Annotated in this window: 11 protein-coding genes; 3 read left to right on the top strand and 8 right to left on the bottom strand. The window is 36.8% G+C overall.

Annotation, left to right across the window (positions count from 1 at the left end):
* Positions 1-8: 8 nt before the first annotated feature.
* A complete protein-coding gene (locus tag AO058_RS14955) occupies positions 9-653 on the top strand; it encodes a gluconate 2-dehydrogenase subunit 3 family protein (RefSeq protein WP_075327275.1) in 645 nt (214 codons plus the stop codon).
* 63 nt (positions 654-716) lie between these two features.
* Here AO058_RS14955 and AO058_RS14950 read toward each other — a convergent pair whose 3' ends face one another.
* The 7 genes from AO058_RS14950 to AO058_RS14920 all read right to left on the bottom strand — a co-directional run bounded on the left by AO058_RS14950 (position 717) and on the right by AO058_RS14920 (position 15,589).
* Entirely contained in the window at positions 717-1,634 is a 918-nt protein-coding gene (locus tag AO058_RS14950; protein ID WP_075327274.1) for a hypothetical protein, read from the bottom strand.
* A gap of 4 nt (positions 1,635-1,638) precedes the next feature.
* Complete coding sequence (locus tag AO058_RS14945; protein ID WP_075327273.1) at positions 1,639-2,973, bottom strand: vanadium-dependent haloperoxidase; 1,335 nt, start codon at positions 2,971-2,973, stop codon at positions 1,639-1,641.
* Complete coding sequence (locus tag AO058_RS14940; protein WP_075327272.1) at positions 2,974-6,240, bottom strand: VCBS repeat-containing protein; 3,267 nt, start codon at positions 6,238-6,240, stop codon at positions 2,974-2,976. It abuts the gene before it with no gap.
* Positions 6,224-9,595: a VCBS repeat-containing protein gene (locus tag AO058_RS14935; RefSeq protein WP_075327271.1), complete on the bottom strand. Its 3,372-nt coding sequence runs from the start codon at positions 9,593-9,595 to the stop codon at positions 6,224-6,226. Before AO058_RS14935 ends, AO058_RS14940 begins: the two co-directional genes overlap by 17 nt.
* 139 nt (positions 9,596-9,734) lie before the next feature.
* Entirely contained in the window at positions 9,735-11,333 is a 1,599-nt protein-coding gene (locus AO058_RS14930) for a RagB/SusD family nutrient uptake outer membrane protein (protein ID WP_075327270.1), read from the bottom strand.
* Positions 11,334-11,344: 11 nt separating this feature from the next.
* Positions 11,345-14,425 carry a SusC/RagA family TonB-linked outer membrane protein gene (locus AO058_RS14925; protein WP_075327269.1) on the bottom strand — a complete coding sequence of 1,027 codons (3,081 nt, stop codon included), beginning with the start codon at positions 14,423-14,425 and terminating at the stop codon, positions 11,345-11,347.
* Positions 14,426-14,713: 288 nt separating this feature from the next.
* A complete protein-coding gene (locus AO058_RS14920) occupies positions 14,714-15,589 on the bottom strand; it encodes a diacylglycerol/lipid kinase family protein (RefSeq protein WP_075327268.1) in 876 nt (291 codons plus the stop codon).
* A gap of 68 nt (positions 15,590-15,657) precedes the next feature.
* On the opposite strand from AO058_RS14920, the gene AO058_RS14915 reads away from it, so the two are divergent.
* Both AO058_RS14915 and AO058_RS14910 read left to right on the top strand, forming a co-directional pair.
* Entirely contained in the window at positions 15,658-16,623 is a 966-nt protein-coding gene (locus AO058_RS14915) for an App1 family protein (protein WP_075327267.1), read from the top strand.
* Positions 16,624-16,705: 82 nt separating this feature from the next.
* The gene (locus AO058_RS14910) at positions 16,706-18,832 is read left to right on the top strand and encodes a Tex family protein (protein ID WP_075327266.1); all 2,127 of its coding nucleotides are present in this window, start codon (positions 16,706-16,708) and stop codon (positions 18,830-18,832) included.
* 49 nt (positions 18,833-18,881) lie between these two features.
* Here AO058_RS14910 and AO058_RS14905 read toward each other — a convergent pair whose 3' ends face one another.
* A complete protein-coding gene (locus AO058_RS14905; protein ID WP_075327265.1) occupies positions 18,882-19,529 on the bottom strand; it encodes a hypothetical protein in 648 nt (215 codons plus the stop codon).
* Positions 19,530-19,532: the final 3 nt, after the last annotated feature.

Here is a 19,532-nt window from a genome sequence, read left to right as displayed (position 1 = left end):
TTAGGATTATGAATAGAAGACAGGCATTAAGAAACATAGGACTTGGAGCGGGGGCTATAATTGTAGGTCCAACTACTTTAAACCTTTTGCAAAGCTGTAAAAATGACCCTTCTTATAACTGGGAGCCCACTTTTTTAAGTGCTTCTAACGGATTTGCGTTAAAACAGATTTTAGAAGTTATAATTCCAAAAACTGATACTCCGGGTGCTGAGGATTTAAATATAGCTGAATTTATAGATTCTTATATGGAAGAAGTTGCTCACGAAGACAGACAGGAGAAATTTAAACAATCTGCAGATGCTTTTTCCAGGGCTTTCAAAAATGAATTTGATAAAGGTGAAGGAGAGGGCAGTGCTGAAGAGTACGAGCAAATTGTCGCGAAATACCTCAAAGCAACACCCGCAGAAAGGGATGAAATAGCCAAACGAAATACAGAAACCCAGGATCCGCAGGATAAAGATCAAAAAATAACTTTAGATGCTGATGCAGGTACTTTAGCTTATTTAGAAGAAGTAAGAAGTATGGGAATATGGGCTTATAAAACCAGTGAACAAATTGGTGAAGAAGTAATGTGGTACGATCCAATTCCCGGGGAATATATTCCTTGTGGTTCAGTAGATGAACTGGGAGGTGGAAAAGCTATGTCGCTTTAGTTTTTAAAGAGTACAGTGAATAAATATCAAACCTCACAGATTTTAAAAACCTGTGAGGTTTTTTTAGTTCAAATTATTGCTCTCAGAGATAGGCAAGTATATTTCAGCTTCCCATAGCGATGCATTTCCACCCATTTGCGGATTATCTTTAAAAATTTCGAGAATATTTTCAGATTTTACCTCAATATTATTTTTTTCGGCATAATCAAGTAAATGAAACCAGGCATTATGCGAAAACATATAATTCCCGTGAAAACTCGCTTTTAAAGCTTTTCTTGAACTAATTTTTTGAATATCGATTAATAAATTCCGGGGGTAACTTTTCATTTCTGCAATAGGGAGGCAAAAACTGAAGTTGATATTTTTAGTTATTTTATCCCAGGATTTAATTTGAATTCTTGGTCTTCCACGTGTTTCAAGATCGTTATCGAGGATATAATTTGAAAGTATATCTATAGTCTTCATCATTTCAAAAGCTTTTTGATCTACTTTACTATTGGCGGTTATACAAGCGCAGGTGTTTCCAGGAGAAACACTTTCTCCTTCAATTTTTACGGTGTATAATTCGTGATTTGTGGATAGGGCTTTTTTAAAGTAAGTTATTTCAGCTTTCATTTCTTTTTGAAAATCGTTTTGGCCTATCAGTAAAAAGAAGCGATCCTTAAAAGAATTATTTTTATTGTTTACCTTAACCTTTACCTCACTTATTGAATCGTTTTTTGGTTTAATAATCCAAATGAGTTCATAACTTTCTGCATTCAATTCCGTTTCCTGAATTACCCTGGAAAAATCAGACTTAATTTCAGAATTATTGATTTCCATTTTATCAAAAATTGGAGAATCTACCCTATAAACTATTTCACTTGGAAGCGCTTTTGCTTCAAATTTTATAGCGTAATCATTATTTTTAATTGTAAAATACCAGAGCAAAAAAAGCACAGGTAGACCAATAAGAAGCAGTAGCCAGTATTTTTTTGACATTAAATTAGTAGGTAAGAGGTTGTATGTTGAGGTTTTCTACTACGTGGTTTCCAAGATTTCTTCCCTGTACAATTCCATTTTCTACAGCAGAGCGGTAATGAATTCCCCCATATAATCTACTTATTGCCGCTTCGTTGGCAGCCTGGGAAAAAGAAGTAAACGATCTTACCGGTAAACCATATTTTACCTCGGTATCATCTTCAAAATTGAATTCTTCACCAAAAATACGGGTAAGAACAATAGAAGCCGCCCCGGAAACTACAGAATGCCCACTAGAATATTCAGGAAATGGTGGCGTTTGCAGTACAGGTTTCCAATTCTCGTCTATATGCTTATTAATTAAAGTTTCAGGCCTTACCAGGTTACTTCTGTATTTTTCGTCCCAACAGCTTATAAACCCGTCGGCCAAAGCGATAGCAGTTGTGGTATAAGCATATGAACTTTGTGCGAAGTCTAACTCTGCCTTTTTAGAAGCAATTTTGCAAATTCCCATCCAGTGCCCGCCAGGAGTGATTTTCTTAGTCGCAAACATAAGATGACCGCGTTGGGTAGACACATAAGGATTGCAATCCCAAAATTGAGCAATTTTCATTTCTTCGGCTTCGTCTCCTTTTTTCTCCATTTCGTTTTTAATCTCGTAGACTTCAACGAGCTCATCGTAAAAGGCGGTTCCTTTTTTTAATGAAAACTCGGGATGAGGTAAAGGTTTAAATTGGGAGGCAGAATCTAATGTAAAAGGTCTAATTTTTGGCCAGTGAGGCTCAATACCATCCATATAAGATGGAGGGGTAGGCTGCCAACGGCTGGGATCGTCACTATACACCGAGTATTTGGGCATAGTGCGGGTTTCTTTATAATTATCTTTATCTATCCAGGAGGAAAGATGCTGAGCAACCGCCAGGCCATAATCTTTTGATGAGTTAAACTCATCTTTATTCGTTTTTTCCCATTCTGTGTAGAGACTGTCACGGTAAGTGGTAAGTAAATCTTCAGAAAAAATTAATTTTTTTCCAATTTCTATTTTTGCCACAAGCGCGGCGAGTTTATAATTGATATTTGCAGTAGAATCGACACTAGGGATAGGTTCCAGCTCTTCAAATTTTGAAGTGAGATCTATTAAATCTTTATTTTCCTGCCGCATAATCTGATAAGCAGCCAGGTTGGAGTACGCATAAATTCTGCTGGCTACCGGTGGTGAAAAAATATCGTGCACCATAATATCGGTAATTTTATCTACCGTTTGGTGATAATTCTCGGCTGTAACTATAATAGGTTTTTCTTCCTGGGAACAGGAAGTTAAAATTAATGTGCTTATAAAAAAATAAAGATATTTTTTCATTTAATTGTTCAATTTATAAAATTGTGGTTTACCATTGTTCAGGCTTAGCATAAGATAATCTTTTCCCTTAAAATTAATTAAATCAAGGCTTCTTACACTCTTTTGAGTAAGATTTAATCCCAGTTCAACTCCTTCTAAAACCTCACCATTTTGCGTGATTAAATTTCCCGCTAACGCATCAAATCTTCCGTGGTAGGGCGTTATTCCAAAATAATTGCCGGCAACCAGTACTTCTTCCTGATTATCTTTATTAAAATCGGCTTTTAAAAATGCTAAAATAGGCGCTACCTGTAATGCACTTTCAAAAGGCTTAAAAATATACTTTCCTTCCTGATTTAGCAAATATCCCGACGCCATTGTATGCACTTTCAGTAATTTAGCTTCTGCAAGGGTTTCTTTTTCAAAAACTTCTTCAATAGTTTTCCCGGCAAAATCTTTATACTGCGGGAACTTCTTTCGTAAATAGGAAAGCTGGCCTACCAGTTCATCGAGCCCGTTTGCGGGATAATATTTTTGATTTTTGGCATAAGCTATAATTGTTTCTGTACTTCCATTTTTGTCAAAATCTGAATAAAACATTTTTAGCGGAAATTCTGCCGAAGCTGGGAATTTAGTATTCAGGCCCCAGTTTCCGAGTAAATAATCCATTTTTCCGTCGTTATTTATATCAAAAGGAATAATACGCTGCCAAAGCCCATTTAGCTTTTCTTCCAGTATTTTTCCTGAAATATTTTCTAAACTTCCATTATTATTTTTGAAGAATTGAGGTGACATCCATTCTCCAATAACAATTAGATCTTCCTGGCCATCCTGGTCAAAATCTGTCCAAATCGCATCGGTAACCATTCCTATTTTTTCCAGCTCTGAATTTTCCTGGATTCTGAAATTACCATTTTCATTAATGAGCAGGTAGGAGGAAGGGATCTTGCCAAAATCGTTGGAAACTGCTGCACCACCCACAAAAATATCCAGGTGGCCATCGCCGTCAATATCGCCTAATTTCGCAACTGAAGTGTTTTCAAAAAATTGCGGTAATTTTTTAGCTTTTAATTCACCGTTTTCAAACCAATATAATTTATCTAAAAGGGCATCTGCTTCCCCGTAAAATTCTCCACCACCTGAAGTGACAAAAAGTTCATTCTTATCATCCCGGTTGAGATCTGCGATAATGGCTGATGTATTTTCGGTTTTTTCATCATTTTTCAACAATTTAAAATCCTGCTTTTTAAAAATGTTTTCCTGCTGAAAATAAATTTCTGCAGGTTCAAATTTAGAATTTCCGAAGAAGATATCATCCAGCCCGTTCCCATTTAAATCGCCAACGGCCACCGCGGGCCCACGGTCAGAAATTTGATAAGGAATCAATTTTTGCCTGTCAAAATCGGTATACCTGTTTTCGCTGTGGTTAAAAGTAATTCCCGGTAGAGAATCTACCTTTTCAAACCATTGCTTTGGCGCAAGGAAAAGTTTTTTATAATCAATAGCATCGCGCTTTTGGTTCGGACTTATTACCAAATGCTGATTTAAATCCAGTTTTTCCTTTTTTTGGTAAGTATTGTCTGGCCAGATAATCAATAACGAATCTAACTTTTCTTTCTTCGGAAAACCAAAATGAATAATGGGTTCTGAAGAAGACTGAAATCCCCTGGAATTATAAAGCTGGCGCGTTTGCATTTTTCCTTCCTGCCAGGCAATGGCTTTGGTGCCAATGCCAAAGGTATTTTGAGTATCTAGCTTAAAAGATAATTTTAAATAGGTAGAGGTTGAGTCTGCCCGATTTTCATAAATGCTCGCATTTGCATTAATATTATTGCTTACAATATCTAAATCCCCGTCATTGTCCAGATCGGCATAGGAGAGGCCCGTAGAAATAACCGAATCTCGAGCCATCCATTTCCCCGATTGGTCTTTAAAATTTAGGCTGTTAGAACCTTTAAAAACGTAATTATGCACCTTTCCCGAAGGCATCATTTCTAAAGCTTCATTATCTACTAAACGTGTATTATTTATTTTTTTCTGTATCTGGTTGCTGGAAACGTATTTTATATAATCTAAATCATTGGGACGTTTGGGTATCCCTGTAGCTATATAAAGATCCTGAAAGCCATCCTGGTTAAAATCGGCAAATAGGGGAGCCCAACTCCAATCTGTAGCAGCTAAACCGCTTAAAAGACCGGTTTCCTGAAAGTAATCCCCCTGCTGATTTATTTGCAGCATATTTCGGGTGTACTGGTAATGATAGCCTAATTCTTCGGTTTTTAATTTATCTAAATCGCGTGGGTCGTCTCCTACAGAGGCTTTTAAAACCTTTTCATCCTGGGGAAGCATATCCAGGGTAAGTATATCTATAAATCCATCATTATTCACATCGGCGGCGTCATTTCCCATAGAAAACCGACTAACATGCCCAAATTTAGATTTTAGCGTTTCGGTAAAAGTACCGTCGCCGTTATTCAAATAATAATAATCATCTTCGTGAAAATCGTTACTCACGTAGATATCTGTGAAACCGTCATTATTAAAATCGGCAGTGGCGAGTCCGAGACCATAACCGTTTGCGCCACCATAGATTCCGGCTTCTTCGCTAACGTCCACAAATTTTCCGTTATCATTTCTTAATAGTTTATCACCGCTTTCAGCAATACGTTTATTTCTAATATCTGCAGGGCCATAAGTATTCACCGTATGAACAGCGTGATTAAGCAGATACATATCCAGATCGCCATCATTATCAAAATCAAAAAAAGCAGCTGTCGAAGAATAATTTTGAAAATCCAACCCGAATTCTTCAGCTTTTTCAGAAAATGTGCCGTCACCATTATTGATAAATAATTCGTTTTTCCCATTTAAACCGTTTATTCCAGAGACTGCGCAAACATAGATATCTAACAAACCATTACCGTTAACATCGGCCATAACAACTCCTGTATTCCAATTAGACTTGCCTGAAACTCCTGCCTTTTCGGTAATATCTTCAAACTGCAAGTTTCCTTTATTAAGAAAAAGTTTATTTTTTACCTGATTTCCGGTTAGGTAAATATCTGGTAAACCATCCTTATTTATATCGCCCACAGCAACGCCGCCGCCATTGTAGAAATACAAATAATCTAAAATATTTAGCGCATTTGTTTCGGTAAGATCGTTGCTAAAATTTAGGCCTGTGGTTTCTGCCGGCAGGTTTTCAAAAAGAAAATCTTCCGAAGTTTTTTCTTTTTCACAGGAAGTGAGAAAGATGAATAAAAATACCAGGCTAAAGAGCTTTCTCATCAAACTTAAAGATTTTTGGTTCCTGATTATTTATGGCTACCAGAATAAGAATTTCTCCATTTTTATTTGATATTTTCCTGATGTGTTTCACTTCACCTTCAACTAAAAATCCAGATTTTTGTGAAGATATAATTTCCATCTCACCATTCCCACTCACTTTTAGGAGAAGCCCTTTACTTGCATCCAAACGCCCAAATTGGGGTTTTAAGTTGAAATCGTTTCCGGCGAGTAAAAAATAACTATTTCCATTTTTTTTAGTTAGATGTTCAATAGCGTGAATACTTGATAACTGTGCTTCGGTAGGAAGTTCTTTAAACTCATAGTTACCTTCAGCATTATTTAAAGCAAGAAAACTTTTAAAAGTGGTTATCTCTTTTACAATAGAATTTTCAACAATTTTTTCTGAAAAAAGTTCCTGAATTGACTTCGTAGCATATTCTGAAAATTTAAGATTTTGTTTTTTTATTGCTGAAATTTGCCCTGCCAGTTCTCTTCTTAAATGAATTGGGATATCTCTGCCATCAATATTTCTGGTAAAAATTTGCTCTATAGTGCCATTATTATCAAAATCGTTGATATAAACTTTAACCGGATTTTTGGCTGAAGTTTGATAAAACGAATTGGTGCCCCGGTTTCCTAAAATAAAATCAGGATATTCATCCTCATTTATATCTGAAGCCGATAAACCTGTCCAGGCTCCGGAAAATTCGTTCAGATTACTATCTGCAAGGTTAAAAGAATTTCCGTTGTTTTGAAGAATTTTAGGCGCCATCCAGTCGCCGGTTAAAATTAGATCTTTCTTCCCATCAGCATTTGTATCTTCCCAGGTGGCATCGGTAATCATTCCCAGGTCGTTAAGTATATAAGCTTTAGCATCGGTTACATCTTTAAAACTGCCTTTACCGTCATTTTCTAATAGCTGATGTTTGGGGTTAATTCCAAAAATTCCCGGCACGCTTCTCTTTCCTATAAACAAATCTATGTCGCCATCATTATCAAAATCATATGGCGCGATCACTGAAGTATTTTGTGCAGAATTAGATAGTTGATATTCTGAAGCGCTAAAACTCCCATTTCCCTGATTTATATAAATTCTATCGCGAAATACTTCATTATCAACGTTAGCTTCATTCCCGCCTGAACCTACTATCAGGTCTGGTTTATTATCGCCATTTACATCAGCAAAAACAGCATAGGTGTCCTCAAAACTTGAATTCAAGGCAAAAATTTCAAGATTCTTTTCGCTAAAGTTGCCAGAATTATTCTGTAAATAGAGAACTCCGGCCTGGCCTTTTGCGCCTCCTAAATAAAAATCATCATTTCCATCACCATTTATGTCTCTTACAGCTAATGCCGGGCCTTCACGCGATAACATTTTTGGTATTAATCCTTCGTAATCGTAGTCTATATAATTATTCTCTTTGTGGTTTTGAAGTTTTGAATTTATTTCAGTAAGAATTGGTTTCGTTTGTTTTTTTTGTGAATTATAAGTTGAATTTGCCTCTGTTTGACTCAGTTGTAAAGTGGTATTGATCTTAGGATTTTTAATGACTTGTGTAGCTTTATTGGGCCAGATAATTTGGAGAGAATCGATTATTTTTGTTTTTCCCAGTCCAAAAGTTAGGCTGTAATCTATTGAAGATTGAAAACCTCGCGTAGGAATTAATTCTTGAGAAAGCACCTGGTTATCAAGATAGAGTAGGGCTTTGCTACCAATAGCAAAAGTGTTTTTTTCATCCCCTTTTAGATTCAATTTCAGGTAATTATTTTCTGATTGTTCTGAAGTTCTGTTTTTATAAATATATACCTCCTGATTTACGTTATTGACAACAAGGTCAAGATCACCATCATTATCCAGATCGGCATAAGCAGAGCCGTTGGAAAAGCTGGGTTCATCTAAACCCCAATCCTTGGTTTTATTATCAAATGTTAGGTCTTGATTATTCTGAAATGCATAATTGGAAATAGGATTGCTAGGCATTTCACTTAGAATGGAATCAAATTCTTTTTTCTTACCGGTAAGAACCATCTCCTGAAGAATATCGTTGGCAAAGAAATCCATAAAATCCTGGTTAGTAAGGTCGTGATAGATCCCATTACTCACATAAATATCTTTGAAACCGTCATTATCCATATCAAAAATTAGAGCGCCCCAACTCCAGTCTGTTTGTGCCACACCACTTTGAAACGCGATTTCAGAGAAGGAATTTTCACCCGTATTGAGCTGTAGGGTATTTTGCATAAATTGGTGATAGAAATCCCTGCTTTCTTTGAGCTTATAGATATCATATCGCTCAAAATCTGAAGTTTCTTTAAGGCGTTTATCGCTTTCGGGAAGCATATCGGTAACAAAAATCTCAGGACGCGCATCGTTATTGATGTCGGCCATATCTGCGCCCATCGAAGAAAGACTTAAATGGGAAACACGGTTTTTAATATCTTCAGTAAAAGTACCATCACCATTATTGATATAAAGATAATCGCGTTCATAAAAGTCGTTAGAAATATAAAGATCGGGGAGTTGATCGTTATTTACATCCCCTACGGTAACTCCAAGTCCAAACCCTATTAAGCTTCCGTAAATTCCTGCTTCTTCGCTAACATCGGTAAATTTCCCATCATCGTTGCGAAGTAATTTATCACCACCGCCTTTAAAAATTTCTGGTAAGTCCCAATCTTCACTTCTTAGATCGCGTTTGTTATTAAAACTTAGACTGGAAACCGGGATAAAGCTATTGTTAAGAATATATACATCAAGATCACCGTCCCCGTCATAATCAAAGAAAGCGGCGTGGGTGGTAAATCCATTTTCATCTAAATTATAAGAAGCGGCGTTTTCAGTGAATGTAAGATCTCCATTATTGATGAAAAGTTCATTTTTACGATCTGCACCTTCAATATTTCCGGCATTGCTCACATAGATATCCAGGAGTCCGTCGTGATTAATATCTACCATACTTACACCGGTGCTCCAGTTTTTTGTTCCTGCCGTTCCTGAGCTTTTTGTAATATCTTCAAATTTAAAATCGCCTTTATTCAGGTAAAGTTTGTTTTTACCAAGATTTGAGGTTAAATAAATATCAGGTAGACCGTCGTTATTGATGTCGCCCATACCTACACCCGCACCATTATAGAAATTTCTATATCGAAAAATGTTGAAATCTTTAGTATTGGTTATTTTGTTTTCAAAATTGATTCCCGTTTCAGCAGATGACATTTTGGAGAATAATGCATCCTTATTTTCTTTTTCCGCAAGCATTTCATTTTCTGTTTTATCATTAGCACAAGCCATAAAAAACAGCATAATAAAGATTGAACCAAAAATTGAAGATGATAAATGAGAAGTGATTTTCATTGAGAAAAACAGGTTAGAAGGGAGGCTATTTTAATTGGCAATTTAAACAAAATTTAAGAAGAATTTAGGAGTCTAAAAGAAAAGAGACTAAAAATGCAAATGCATTGATAGTCTCTTTAAATAAAAACTATTTCAAGAATTAGTAACCTTCGTTTTGTTCTAAATTAGGATTAGATGTTAAGGCTGTGGTAGGAATAGGGAACAAGACTCTATATTCTTCGGAAGCCGGTTTGAATCCCCACTCTTGGGTAAATTGACCAAAACGGATAAGATCTTGTCTTCTCCACATCTCATTATATAACTCTCTTCCTCTTTCGTCAAGTATTTCCTGATCGGTTACTGCTGATATTGGGGTGGCATCTCTCAACACGCGTAACTCGTTAATCAACTCTAAAGCTGATTCTTCAGAGGTTCCACCTCTATGAATAGCTTCTGCTTTCATAAGATGAGCATCAGCAAATCGGAATAAAATCATATGTTCTGCATAAGATCCATTGGAGGGATGGTACTTAAGTACCCTAACTCCAGTATTATCGGGATTACCTACTAAAGCGGGAAGTTCAGCGGTGTAAAAGAGAGGGTTACCGCCGCGGTCTACAGTTTCACTTCCATCCAGCTCATGCTGCTGACCATATAAAAATCCTATTCCAATATCTGAACCATCGATAAAACCATCATCATCTACATCGTTATTTCCTTCAAAAAAACCTTCAGCTGCAGCAACCGTCGTTCCTTCAAGAGGTACAAAGCCCCGTCTTTCTTCCTGACCTACATCAGGGTGATTGGTATCCGCTGGACCTTCAAATAGATCATAAAATTCTGCAAGTGTTGAAAATCCATTCCAACCTCCGGCATCCTGTCCTGGTGCACCCTGGTTGTAATGTAATCCATTCCAGATTCTAGAACCTACTCCTGTAGTTGTAAACCAGATAGTTTCTGTATCTATTGAAGGTTCAAAAATTTCAAAAAAACCACTCTGTAATCCAAAACCTAATTCTTCAATAGCTTCTACGTGGGTAATAACCTGATTCATATCTTCAACTGCAGGTTCGCCACCTACATATATATGCTTATTGAGATATAACTTAGCCATAAGATAATGTGCTGCTGCCTTATTGGCAAAATTAGCTTCGGCACCAGGACCAACTTCTCGTAGATCTGGTAAGGCATCGGTAATATCTGTCATTACAAAATCGAATGCTTCATCCCGTGTCATAACTCTAGGGTTTTCATCAGCTCCCTGATCAACTTCTCTAAAAGGAACCTGTCCGAAAAGATCCATCACCCAATACATACTAAAGGCTCTAAGGAATTTTGCCTCTGCTATTTGCTCTGGGTTAGCATTACTTTCTGGAGCAATAATTTCAGATAAATTAAAAACATTTCTGTTATTATTGTTCCACGTGTTCAAAAGAAATTGATGGTTGGGATCCCATGTATGTTGGTGAAGTGTTCGCCAAAGGCCATTATCACCCCAGTCCGTACCTCTTGTCGGTACTACCATTTCATCTGACGTAACCTCTTGTAGTGCATAAAGATTTTCCTGAGTATTCATCTGATCTCTTAAAGCATTATAATTGTTTGCAAGAGCAGAAGGTACATCGCTTACCCCGGAAAAGCCATCATCTGAACCTTCACGAAAAACCGAATCGGTTTCCTCTAGTTCCAGGTCGGTACATGCCGTAATACTAAAGATTGCTCCAAGTATTAAAACTGATTTTATAAATTTATTTTTCATTTTTCTTTTTTTTAAAATGATAAGTTCACTCCTAAAGTTACCGTTCTCGCACGAGGGTATGAAGTGTATTCAATTCCCGCGGTAGGAATCCCATTTAAGGATTTATCGGTATTTACTTCAGGGTCTAAACCGGAATAATTTGTAATAAGGAAAAGATTTTGACCGGTTAGGCTTACCCTTAAAGCATTTAAGAAACTATTTTCACCTACTTCAAAGTTATACCCTAGAGTAGCGTTTTGTAACCTTAAGAAATCTCCTTTTTCTAAGAAACGGGTGGATACATCAGGAGCGTTGCCCACTGATTCTCCATTTCCGATGACATTCCTAGTAACATTCGCCCCCGAGCCCAGAGAACCTGCAGTAAAGAAGGCATTTTCTGTATTATTATAAACCCAGAAGTCGAATTGACCGGTAAGGAAGGCTGATAGGTCCCAGTTTTTATATTCTACTCTAGTCGATATGCCTAAATTAGTTGTAGGTAAAGCACTTTTACCTACAAATTCTTGGACGTCTCCATTAGGATAGATGGTTTGCCCACTCTCATCAAAGCCGCCAAATTCTCTAAGATAATAGGAGAAGAGGGGTTGGCCTTCTGCTAGAAGTTGAGCATAGGCATTGGTTAGTCCCTGACCATTAATTCCACCGGTTTGAATGGCTCCATCAAAATCTTCAACCATGTTTTCATTATAGGAAATATTAAAACCCAGATTCCAATAAAAATCCTCCTCTTGAAATAAATCATAATCGATGCTAAATTCAACCCCCTTATTTATCACATTTGCATCAAGATTTTCCCATACGAAATCTTGAGCCGCAGGTTGAGCAGAGAAAGTTTGGAATAAGAGATCGGTTGTGTTTTTACGGTAGAAATCTAATGAACCGCTCAAACGATCTTGCAGAAACCCGAAATCTAGACCAATATTGGTCTGGCTTGTTTCTTCCCATTTAAGATCTGCGTTTCGGAAGGTTACCTGTCCTGTTCCAGGAACATTTACAGTGCCCCCATCGCTTATGCCTATTCCGCCAAACCTATCACGTGGAGTATATAGGTTGTAAGGTATTTCTTGATTACCAGTTACGCCATAGCCTAATCTAAGTTTTAAGGTGGAAAAGGTCTCAGGCACGAAATCTTCATCTCCTAATTGCCAGGCAAATGCTCCAGAGGGAAAGTATCCATATTGATTATTTCCTCCAAACCTGGTAGAACCATCCGCTCTAAGGGTGGCAGTGAATAAATATTTTTCTGCTATCGTATAATTCAGCCTTCCAAAAAAAGATTGCAATTCATCAATGGTGTGAAAAGTATCTCCTGCCACCGCTCCAACATTGATTCCGGATGGTGTATTAGGACGATCTGTTGCAATTTCAGGAAATAACCTGTTTACGAAGAAGCCATTTGAATCAAATCCGTATTGTTGGTAGGATCCATTAATACTACCTTCCAAAATATCTCTTGAACGCTGAAGATCAGCAACCATTGCTCCCATGTTGGTGCTCTCAAATCCCCAACCCTGTGCATTAATTCCCTGACGGTCAAATTCTTGATAGGAATAGCCCGCTAGTACGTCAAGTTTTGAATTTTCAAATTCCAATTCATAATTAAGAGTAAATTCCAATAGAGTATTTGTACTTTCAATTTCGTTGATTTGGGATCTACCATTACCCGGCACAGCACTTCCAACGCCTACAATATCTCCAGAAATTCCAAAACCTCTATAAGACTCAGCTTTGTCATATCCAAGATTCAGCTTAGCGGATAAATTTTCCAATACAGAGTACTCTGTAGAAAAATTGATCAGGAAGCGGTCTGTTTCTGTTTCGTCCGAAACATATTTTAACATAGCATTGGGATTTATCTGTCCTTCGTAAAAGTCTGGGTCAGATGGGGAAGTAGGGGTCATCATATACGTAGCTCCGATAAGATCTCCTTCGGAACCTGCGTTATTTGAAATAGGTGCTCTTTGATCATTTACTCTTGAAATGGATGTCTGTAAACCTAATTTAAGTTTATCATCAAATAGCCTATGATTTACATTCAATCTTCCCGAAAGACGCTCCATAGATGAGTTTTCTACGATACCCATAAGGTCTGAATAGCCAATAGATGCCCTATAGTTTCCCTGATTGTAGGAGTTGGAATAAGAAAGATTATGTTCCTGGGTAAATGCAGTCCTCATAATCTCATCCTGCCAGTCCGTATCACCCCCGTAATCCAACGCATCTGCATCAAGGCTGGTATCAGAGTAGGCATCTAACCATTCTTCACGATCGAGCAAATCATATTTATTTGCCGGAGTAGCAACTCCAAGATTAGCACTGTAATCAAATCTAGCTTGCATACCACGACCTGATTTGGTAGTGATGATTACAACTCCATTAGCACCTCTAGAACCGTATATAGCAGTTGCAGAAGCATCCTTTAAAACACTCATGCTTTCTATATCCTGTGGATTAAGAAAATTCAAAGGATTTTTAGGGGAACTGTCCCCAAATCCTGCATTTGTTCCACCTGCTGAAACATCGTCACCAGCCAATGGTACACCGTCTACAACGAAAAGAGGGTCGTTTCCACCTCTTACAGAAGTAGTTCCCCGAATCCGAATGTTAACTCCTCCACCGGGTTCACCACTTGTAGTAGTAACCTGTAACCCGGCCGTCCGCCCTTGAATAAGTTCTTCCGGGGAAGCTACTACACCTCGGTTGAAATCTTCAGTTGAAACTGTAGAAACGGCGCCGGTGGCATCTCTTCTTTCTACATTACCATAACCAATAACCACTACTTCGCTAAGGGCACTGGCATCTTCTGCCATTGTCGCATTAATAGAAGTTCTTCCGTTTACCGAAATCTCTTGTTGGGCATAGCCTACAAAGCTAAATACCAGAACACCATCACCTGGAACATCGTTTAACGAATAATTTCCGTCAAAGTCGGTTACCGTACCATTAGAGGTACCTTTAACCACAACGTTCACTCCCGGTAAGGGCATTTCCCCATCGGTTACCGTTCCTGTTATTGTTTCCTGCGCCTGGACAAACCCGAAGCTGCAGATTGCAAACAGAAACAAACCGATTTTGAGTAATCCTTGTTTCATAAATTTAATTTTACAGTTGATTAATTAAACCATTAAGTTGATGACCTAAATTAGTAAAAAATTATGCTAAATATTAAGTAGTCTATACACGCAAACGTTTTCGTGTTTTCAAAGATGTGAATATTGAAGGGGTTTTTTAGACTAAAATTGAAGCTAAAATTTTATTGAAAATATCGTAATACGAGGTAAACAGCTGTCTTACAGAATTGTAAAAATTAAATGTAATAATTACACGTGATGAAATTGTAATTTTATAATTTTTGTTGATAAAATTTCATTTTATTCCCTTTAATAGGTCATTATTGATAGTTTTTTGGCCGAAATTTTGACAGAAATTTCTTCCTTTTCTCCAATATATTCCCCATCAACCTGAAAAGCGACCGGTTTTCTACAAAAAACTCTAGCACTTTTAACCGGTATTATCTCCACAAATTCAGAGTTTACATCAGTTTCATTACGTAATGTTTTTAGAATCTCCAGGATGTCGAAATTTTTGAATAAAAGGATTTCAAAAACACCATCATCTATTTTTCCTTTGGGATTTACATTCGCACCGGTGCCGTATTTTTTTGCATTGGCAAATGCCAGGAGAATACCTTTTTTGGTAATAGTTTTATTTTTTAATTCAATTTCAAATTCAAAAGGATATTTACTTTCCCAAAGCGTAGGTATAGATTGTAGTAAATAGCCCATTTTTCCTCTTATTCTGGAATGTTCGTAATTTTTAATTAATTCAGCATTTAATCCCAGATCACTAATGTGCAGGCAGAGTTCTCCATTAATCTCCAGCATATCCATTTCTTTATGCTCATTACCCAGCGCTATTTTCAATTGTTCTTCCAGGATGTTGGGAATGCCCAGGTTAACAGCAAGCCCGTTGGCTGAACCTGCAGGGAAGATTGCTATAGGAATTAAAAAATTAATTAAAGCCTCTGCTACTTGTTTTATAGTCCCGTCGCCACCCGCTACAAAAACCCGGTCAAAATTATTTTCGGTAACCAATTTCTGAATTTTCTCGCGATCATTTTTACCGGTTGTTTTATAGGTTACGAGTCCAGCATTAATTTTTAAAAGCTCATATTCAAGAGTTTGTATTATATGGTCCTTATTAAGACCTCCTGAAATTGGGTTCACAACAAGTAGTACCTTCTGTATTTCTTTCATATAGCTTCTAAAATATGCTTAAATTTAATTATTTTGGAGTAAGAAAAATTCAATAAAAATCTAAAATTTTGAAGTTAGATCTAAAACTTTATCGTGGTTATGTTAATAATCAGGAGCTGGTTGTGTACGGCCATTTATTTAAATCCTGGGCGCCAGATAAGTACAGGCTGGATAGAAAAGGAATAAAACATGCGGTAGCTATTATTCATATGTTTCGCATTAGTCCTTTAAAAAACAAGGAAATCACCTTGAAATTTCGCAATACTACAGTCACCACTAAAACCTTGGACGATGGCTATTTTAGATTTACAATTCCTTTTTCAGAGGAATTAAAAAGCGGCTGGCATGAATACGAGGTGAGTTGTAATATCAAGGATTTTGGAATGATAGAAAAGGGGGAATTATTAAAACCGCACCCATCTAAATACGGTATAATTTCAGATATAGATGACACTTTTCTTATTTCGCATAGCAATAGTTTTTTTAAGAAGTTATATGTAATGCTATCAAAAAACATCAATAAGCGTAAGATTTTTGATGATGTTGTAGATCATTATAAAGAATTAAGCCGGGCAGGGCAGAATTCAGATGAGGCTTCCAATTCCTTCTTTTATGTTTCCAGCAGTGAGTGGAATTTATATGAATTTGTTAATGAATTTGCCAAAATGCACCAGTTACCAAAAGCGGTTATTAAACTTAAAAAGATTAAAACAGGAATTTCAGATTTTCTCTCCTCCGGTCGTGGAAGCCACGATCATAAATTTGAAAAAATAAAAGATATTATTTCCTTTTATCCCCACATTCCTTATGTACTTTTAGGAGACGACTCACAAAGAGATGCCTACATTTACGAGCGCATTTGTAAAACCTTCCCAATGAGTTTAAAAGCGGTTTATTTACGGCAAACAGGAAGAAAAAAGAAACCGGAGATCACTAAAATTCTCAAAAATATAGAAAGCCTTGGGGTAAGTATCTGTTATTTTAAACATAGTAATAAAGCCATAAAACATTCTCGCGAAGTAGGGATAATTTGAATTATTGGAACCTTATATTTGCTGAAATTAACTTTTTCGGAATTATAATGAAATCCGAAGTTTTAATCTGAAATTCTCTCTTTTGAACGTACAGGACTATATACAATCCAGGGCGCAGCTGCCCATCAGGAGTATTCAACATACTATTGCACTTTTGGAAGCCGATGCCAGCATTCCGTTTATTTCCCGGTATAGAAAAGAAGCCACCGGGAATTTAGATGAAGTTGCCGTAGAAAAAATTGCGTTACTACTTAATTCTTTTAATGAACTCGAAAAAAGAAAATTAGCAGTTCTTAAAGCTATAAAAGCCCAAAATGAATTAAGCGAAACCTTAGCTGGAAAAATTGATAAGGCCACAACTTTAACCGAAGTTGAAGATCTTTACTTGCCTTTTAAGAAGAAAAGAAAAACAAAAGCAGATACGGCTCGCGAAGCCGGACTTGAACCTCTGGCCAAAATTTTAATGGCACAAAATTCTCCAAAAATTGATTTCACGGTAAAACAATTTCTTTCGGAGAAAGTAAAAACTAAAGAAGAAGCTTTTAGCGGTGCCGGGAATATTATTGCTGAATGGATTAATGAAAATACCTATATAAGAAATACACTCAGAAGATTATATGCAAGAAAGGCGCAAGTAATTACAAAATGGATAAAGACAGAAGATGAACATCCAGAAGCCACCAAATTTTCCCAGTTTGAAAAATGGGAAGAACCGCTTAATAGAATTCCTTCGCATAGATTTTTAGCTATTTACCGTGCCGAAAAGTTAGGAATAATCAAGCTGAAAATTGAAGTAGATAAATCTGAGGCTTTAAAAATAATTGAAAAAACAATAATCAAAAATCCCGGGTTTTCAGGGGTGAAATATTTAAAAGATGCTGTCGAAGATGCTTTTACCCGATTACTAAAAAAATCTTTTGCTACTGAATTTCTAAATGATGCTAAAGAAAAAGCCGATGACGATGCCATAGCTGTATTTGCATCTAATCTTGAGCAACTTCTAATGGAAGCTCCCCTTGGAAGTAAGCGAATTCTTGCATTAGACCCGGGTTTTAAATCGGGCTGTAAATTGGTTTGCTTAGATGAACAGGGAAATTTATTACATAATGAAACAATATTTCCTCACCCGCCACAGAAGAAAACAGATGCGGCATCAGGGAAGATTAAAAGTTTGGTGAATGCTTATAAAATTGAAGCTATAGCTATAGGTAATGGCACCGCAGCCAGGGAAACCGAGCAATTTATTAAAAACATTTATTTACCAAAAGAAGTTTCGGTTTTTATGGTTAATGAAGCAGGAGCTTCGGTTTATTCTGCCTCAAAAATTGCCAGGGAAGAATTTCCTAATTATGATGTCACGGTGCGTGGAGCAGTTTCTATAGGTAGAAGATTAAGTGACCCGTTGGCCGAATTGGTGAAAATAGACCCAAAATCAATAGGAGTAGGGCAGTACCAGCATGAGGTAGATCAAACCAAATTAAAAGAAAAACTTGATGTTGTGGTGATGCGTTGTGTAAATAAAATAGGCGTAAACTTAAATACTGCAAGTAAAGAATTATTGTCTTATGTGTCTGGAATTGGCCCGGGATTGGCACAAAATATTCTGGATTACAGAAAAGAAAATAAACGTTTTACAAGCAGAAAAGAATTGCTAAAAGTACCTCGCCTGGGAGAAAAAGCCTTTGAACAATCTGCGGGATTTTTACGAATTAAAAATGCTAAGAATCCATTAGATAATTCGGCTGTGCATCCAGAAAGTTACTTTGTGGTAAAAAAAATGGCGAAAAATAATGCCTTGAAGCCGGAAGAACTAATAGGAAATACTGAAGTTCTTGAAAGGATAAGACCGGAAGATTATATTTCTGATAATATTGGATTACTGAGTTTAAAAGATATTCTGGGAGAATTAAAAAAACCTGGAGCCGATCCCAGGGCAAAGAAAAAAGCCTTTAGTTTTGATCCTTCAGTAAAAAGTATTACCGATTTAAAGCCGGGTATGAAACTTCCGGGAATAGTAAATAATATAACCAATTTTGGCTGCTTTGTAGATATTGGAATCAAAGAAAGCGGGCTCATCCATATTTCAAAACTTGCCAATGAATTTATAAGTGATGTAAATTCGGTGGTTAAACTCAACCAGGAACTGGAAGTCACCGTACTTTCAGTAGATGAAGAAAAAAAGAGGGTTCAACTTTCTTTAATAGATTAATACAACGAGGCTGTTGAAAAACTTAACAGCCTCGTTTGTTTTAAACTTTCTAATTTCTTTTTCTAAAATTGGCGCCGTCAAATTCTTCTCGCTCATAAAATTCATCATCAGCGTAGCGATCTTGGCTATAGCGGTCTCTACGATCATTTTCATCATCAATAATTTTCCCTTCCCTTTGTTCAGAAATTGGCTTATCGGAATATTCCTCTTCTTTTCGGCGTTGGAGATGCTCGTCTTCTCTTTCAGCAGCAGACGGACGATTATAAGAGCTTAACACGTTTTCTTCATAATGCCTATCTGGATTAGCACCGCGTTCAATGCGTTTTGTTTCAGCAAAGGTTTGGTGGGTGATTCTTGAAGTATAGATGTATTTTTCATCTTCTTCGAGCTCTACCAGGCCTATGGGTACAATTACGTGATTCTGGCCGTCCTTGTTTACAAACTCCTTGATTTCAGGATCTGCGGGTTTACCATAAGGATCGTGCCGGGAATCTATAATGGTCTGGTCTACTTCCACATCTACGTAAACTACGCGATCAAGATTTTTATTAATCAATAAATTATCGACTTTACCAACTACACGTTTATCAGCATCTCTAACAACCCAGCCTCGAATATCAGGATAACCGCCTGCTATTTTATAGTCTTTTAATTCACTTAAATAGTATAAATTCTTATTCCTTATATCCTTGCTCATAAT

Source organism: Salegentibacter sp. T436, assembly GCF_001932675.1.
GTDB classification, from domain to species: Bacteria; Bacteroidota; Bacteroidia; order Flavobacteriales; family Flavobacteriaceae; genus Salegentibacter; species Salegentibacter agarivorans.
Note: the sequence above shows the minus strand (reverse complement) of the source record. Positions and strands in the feature narration are given on the sequence as shown.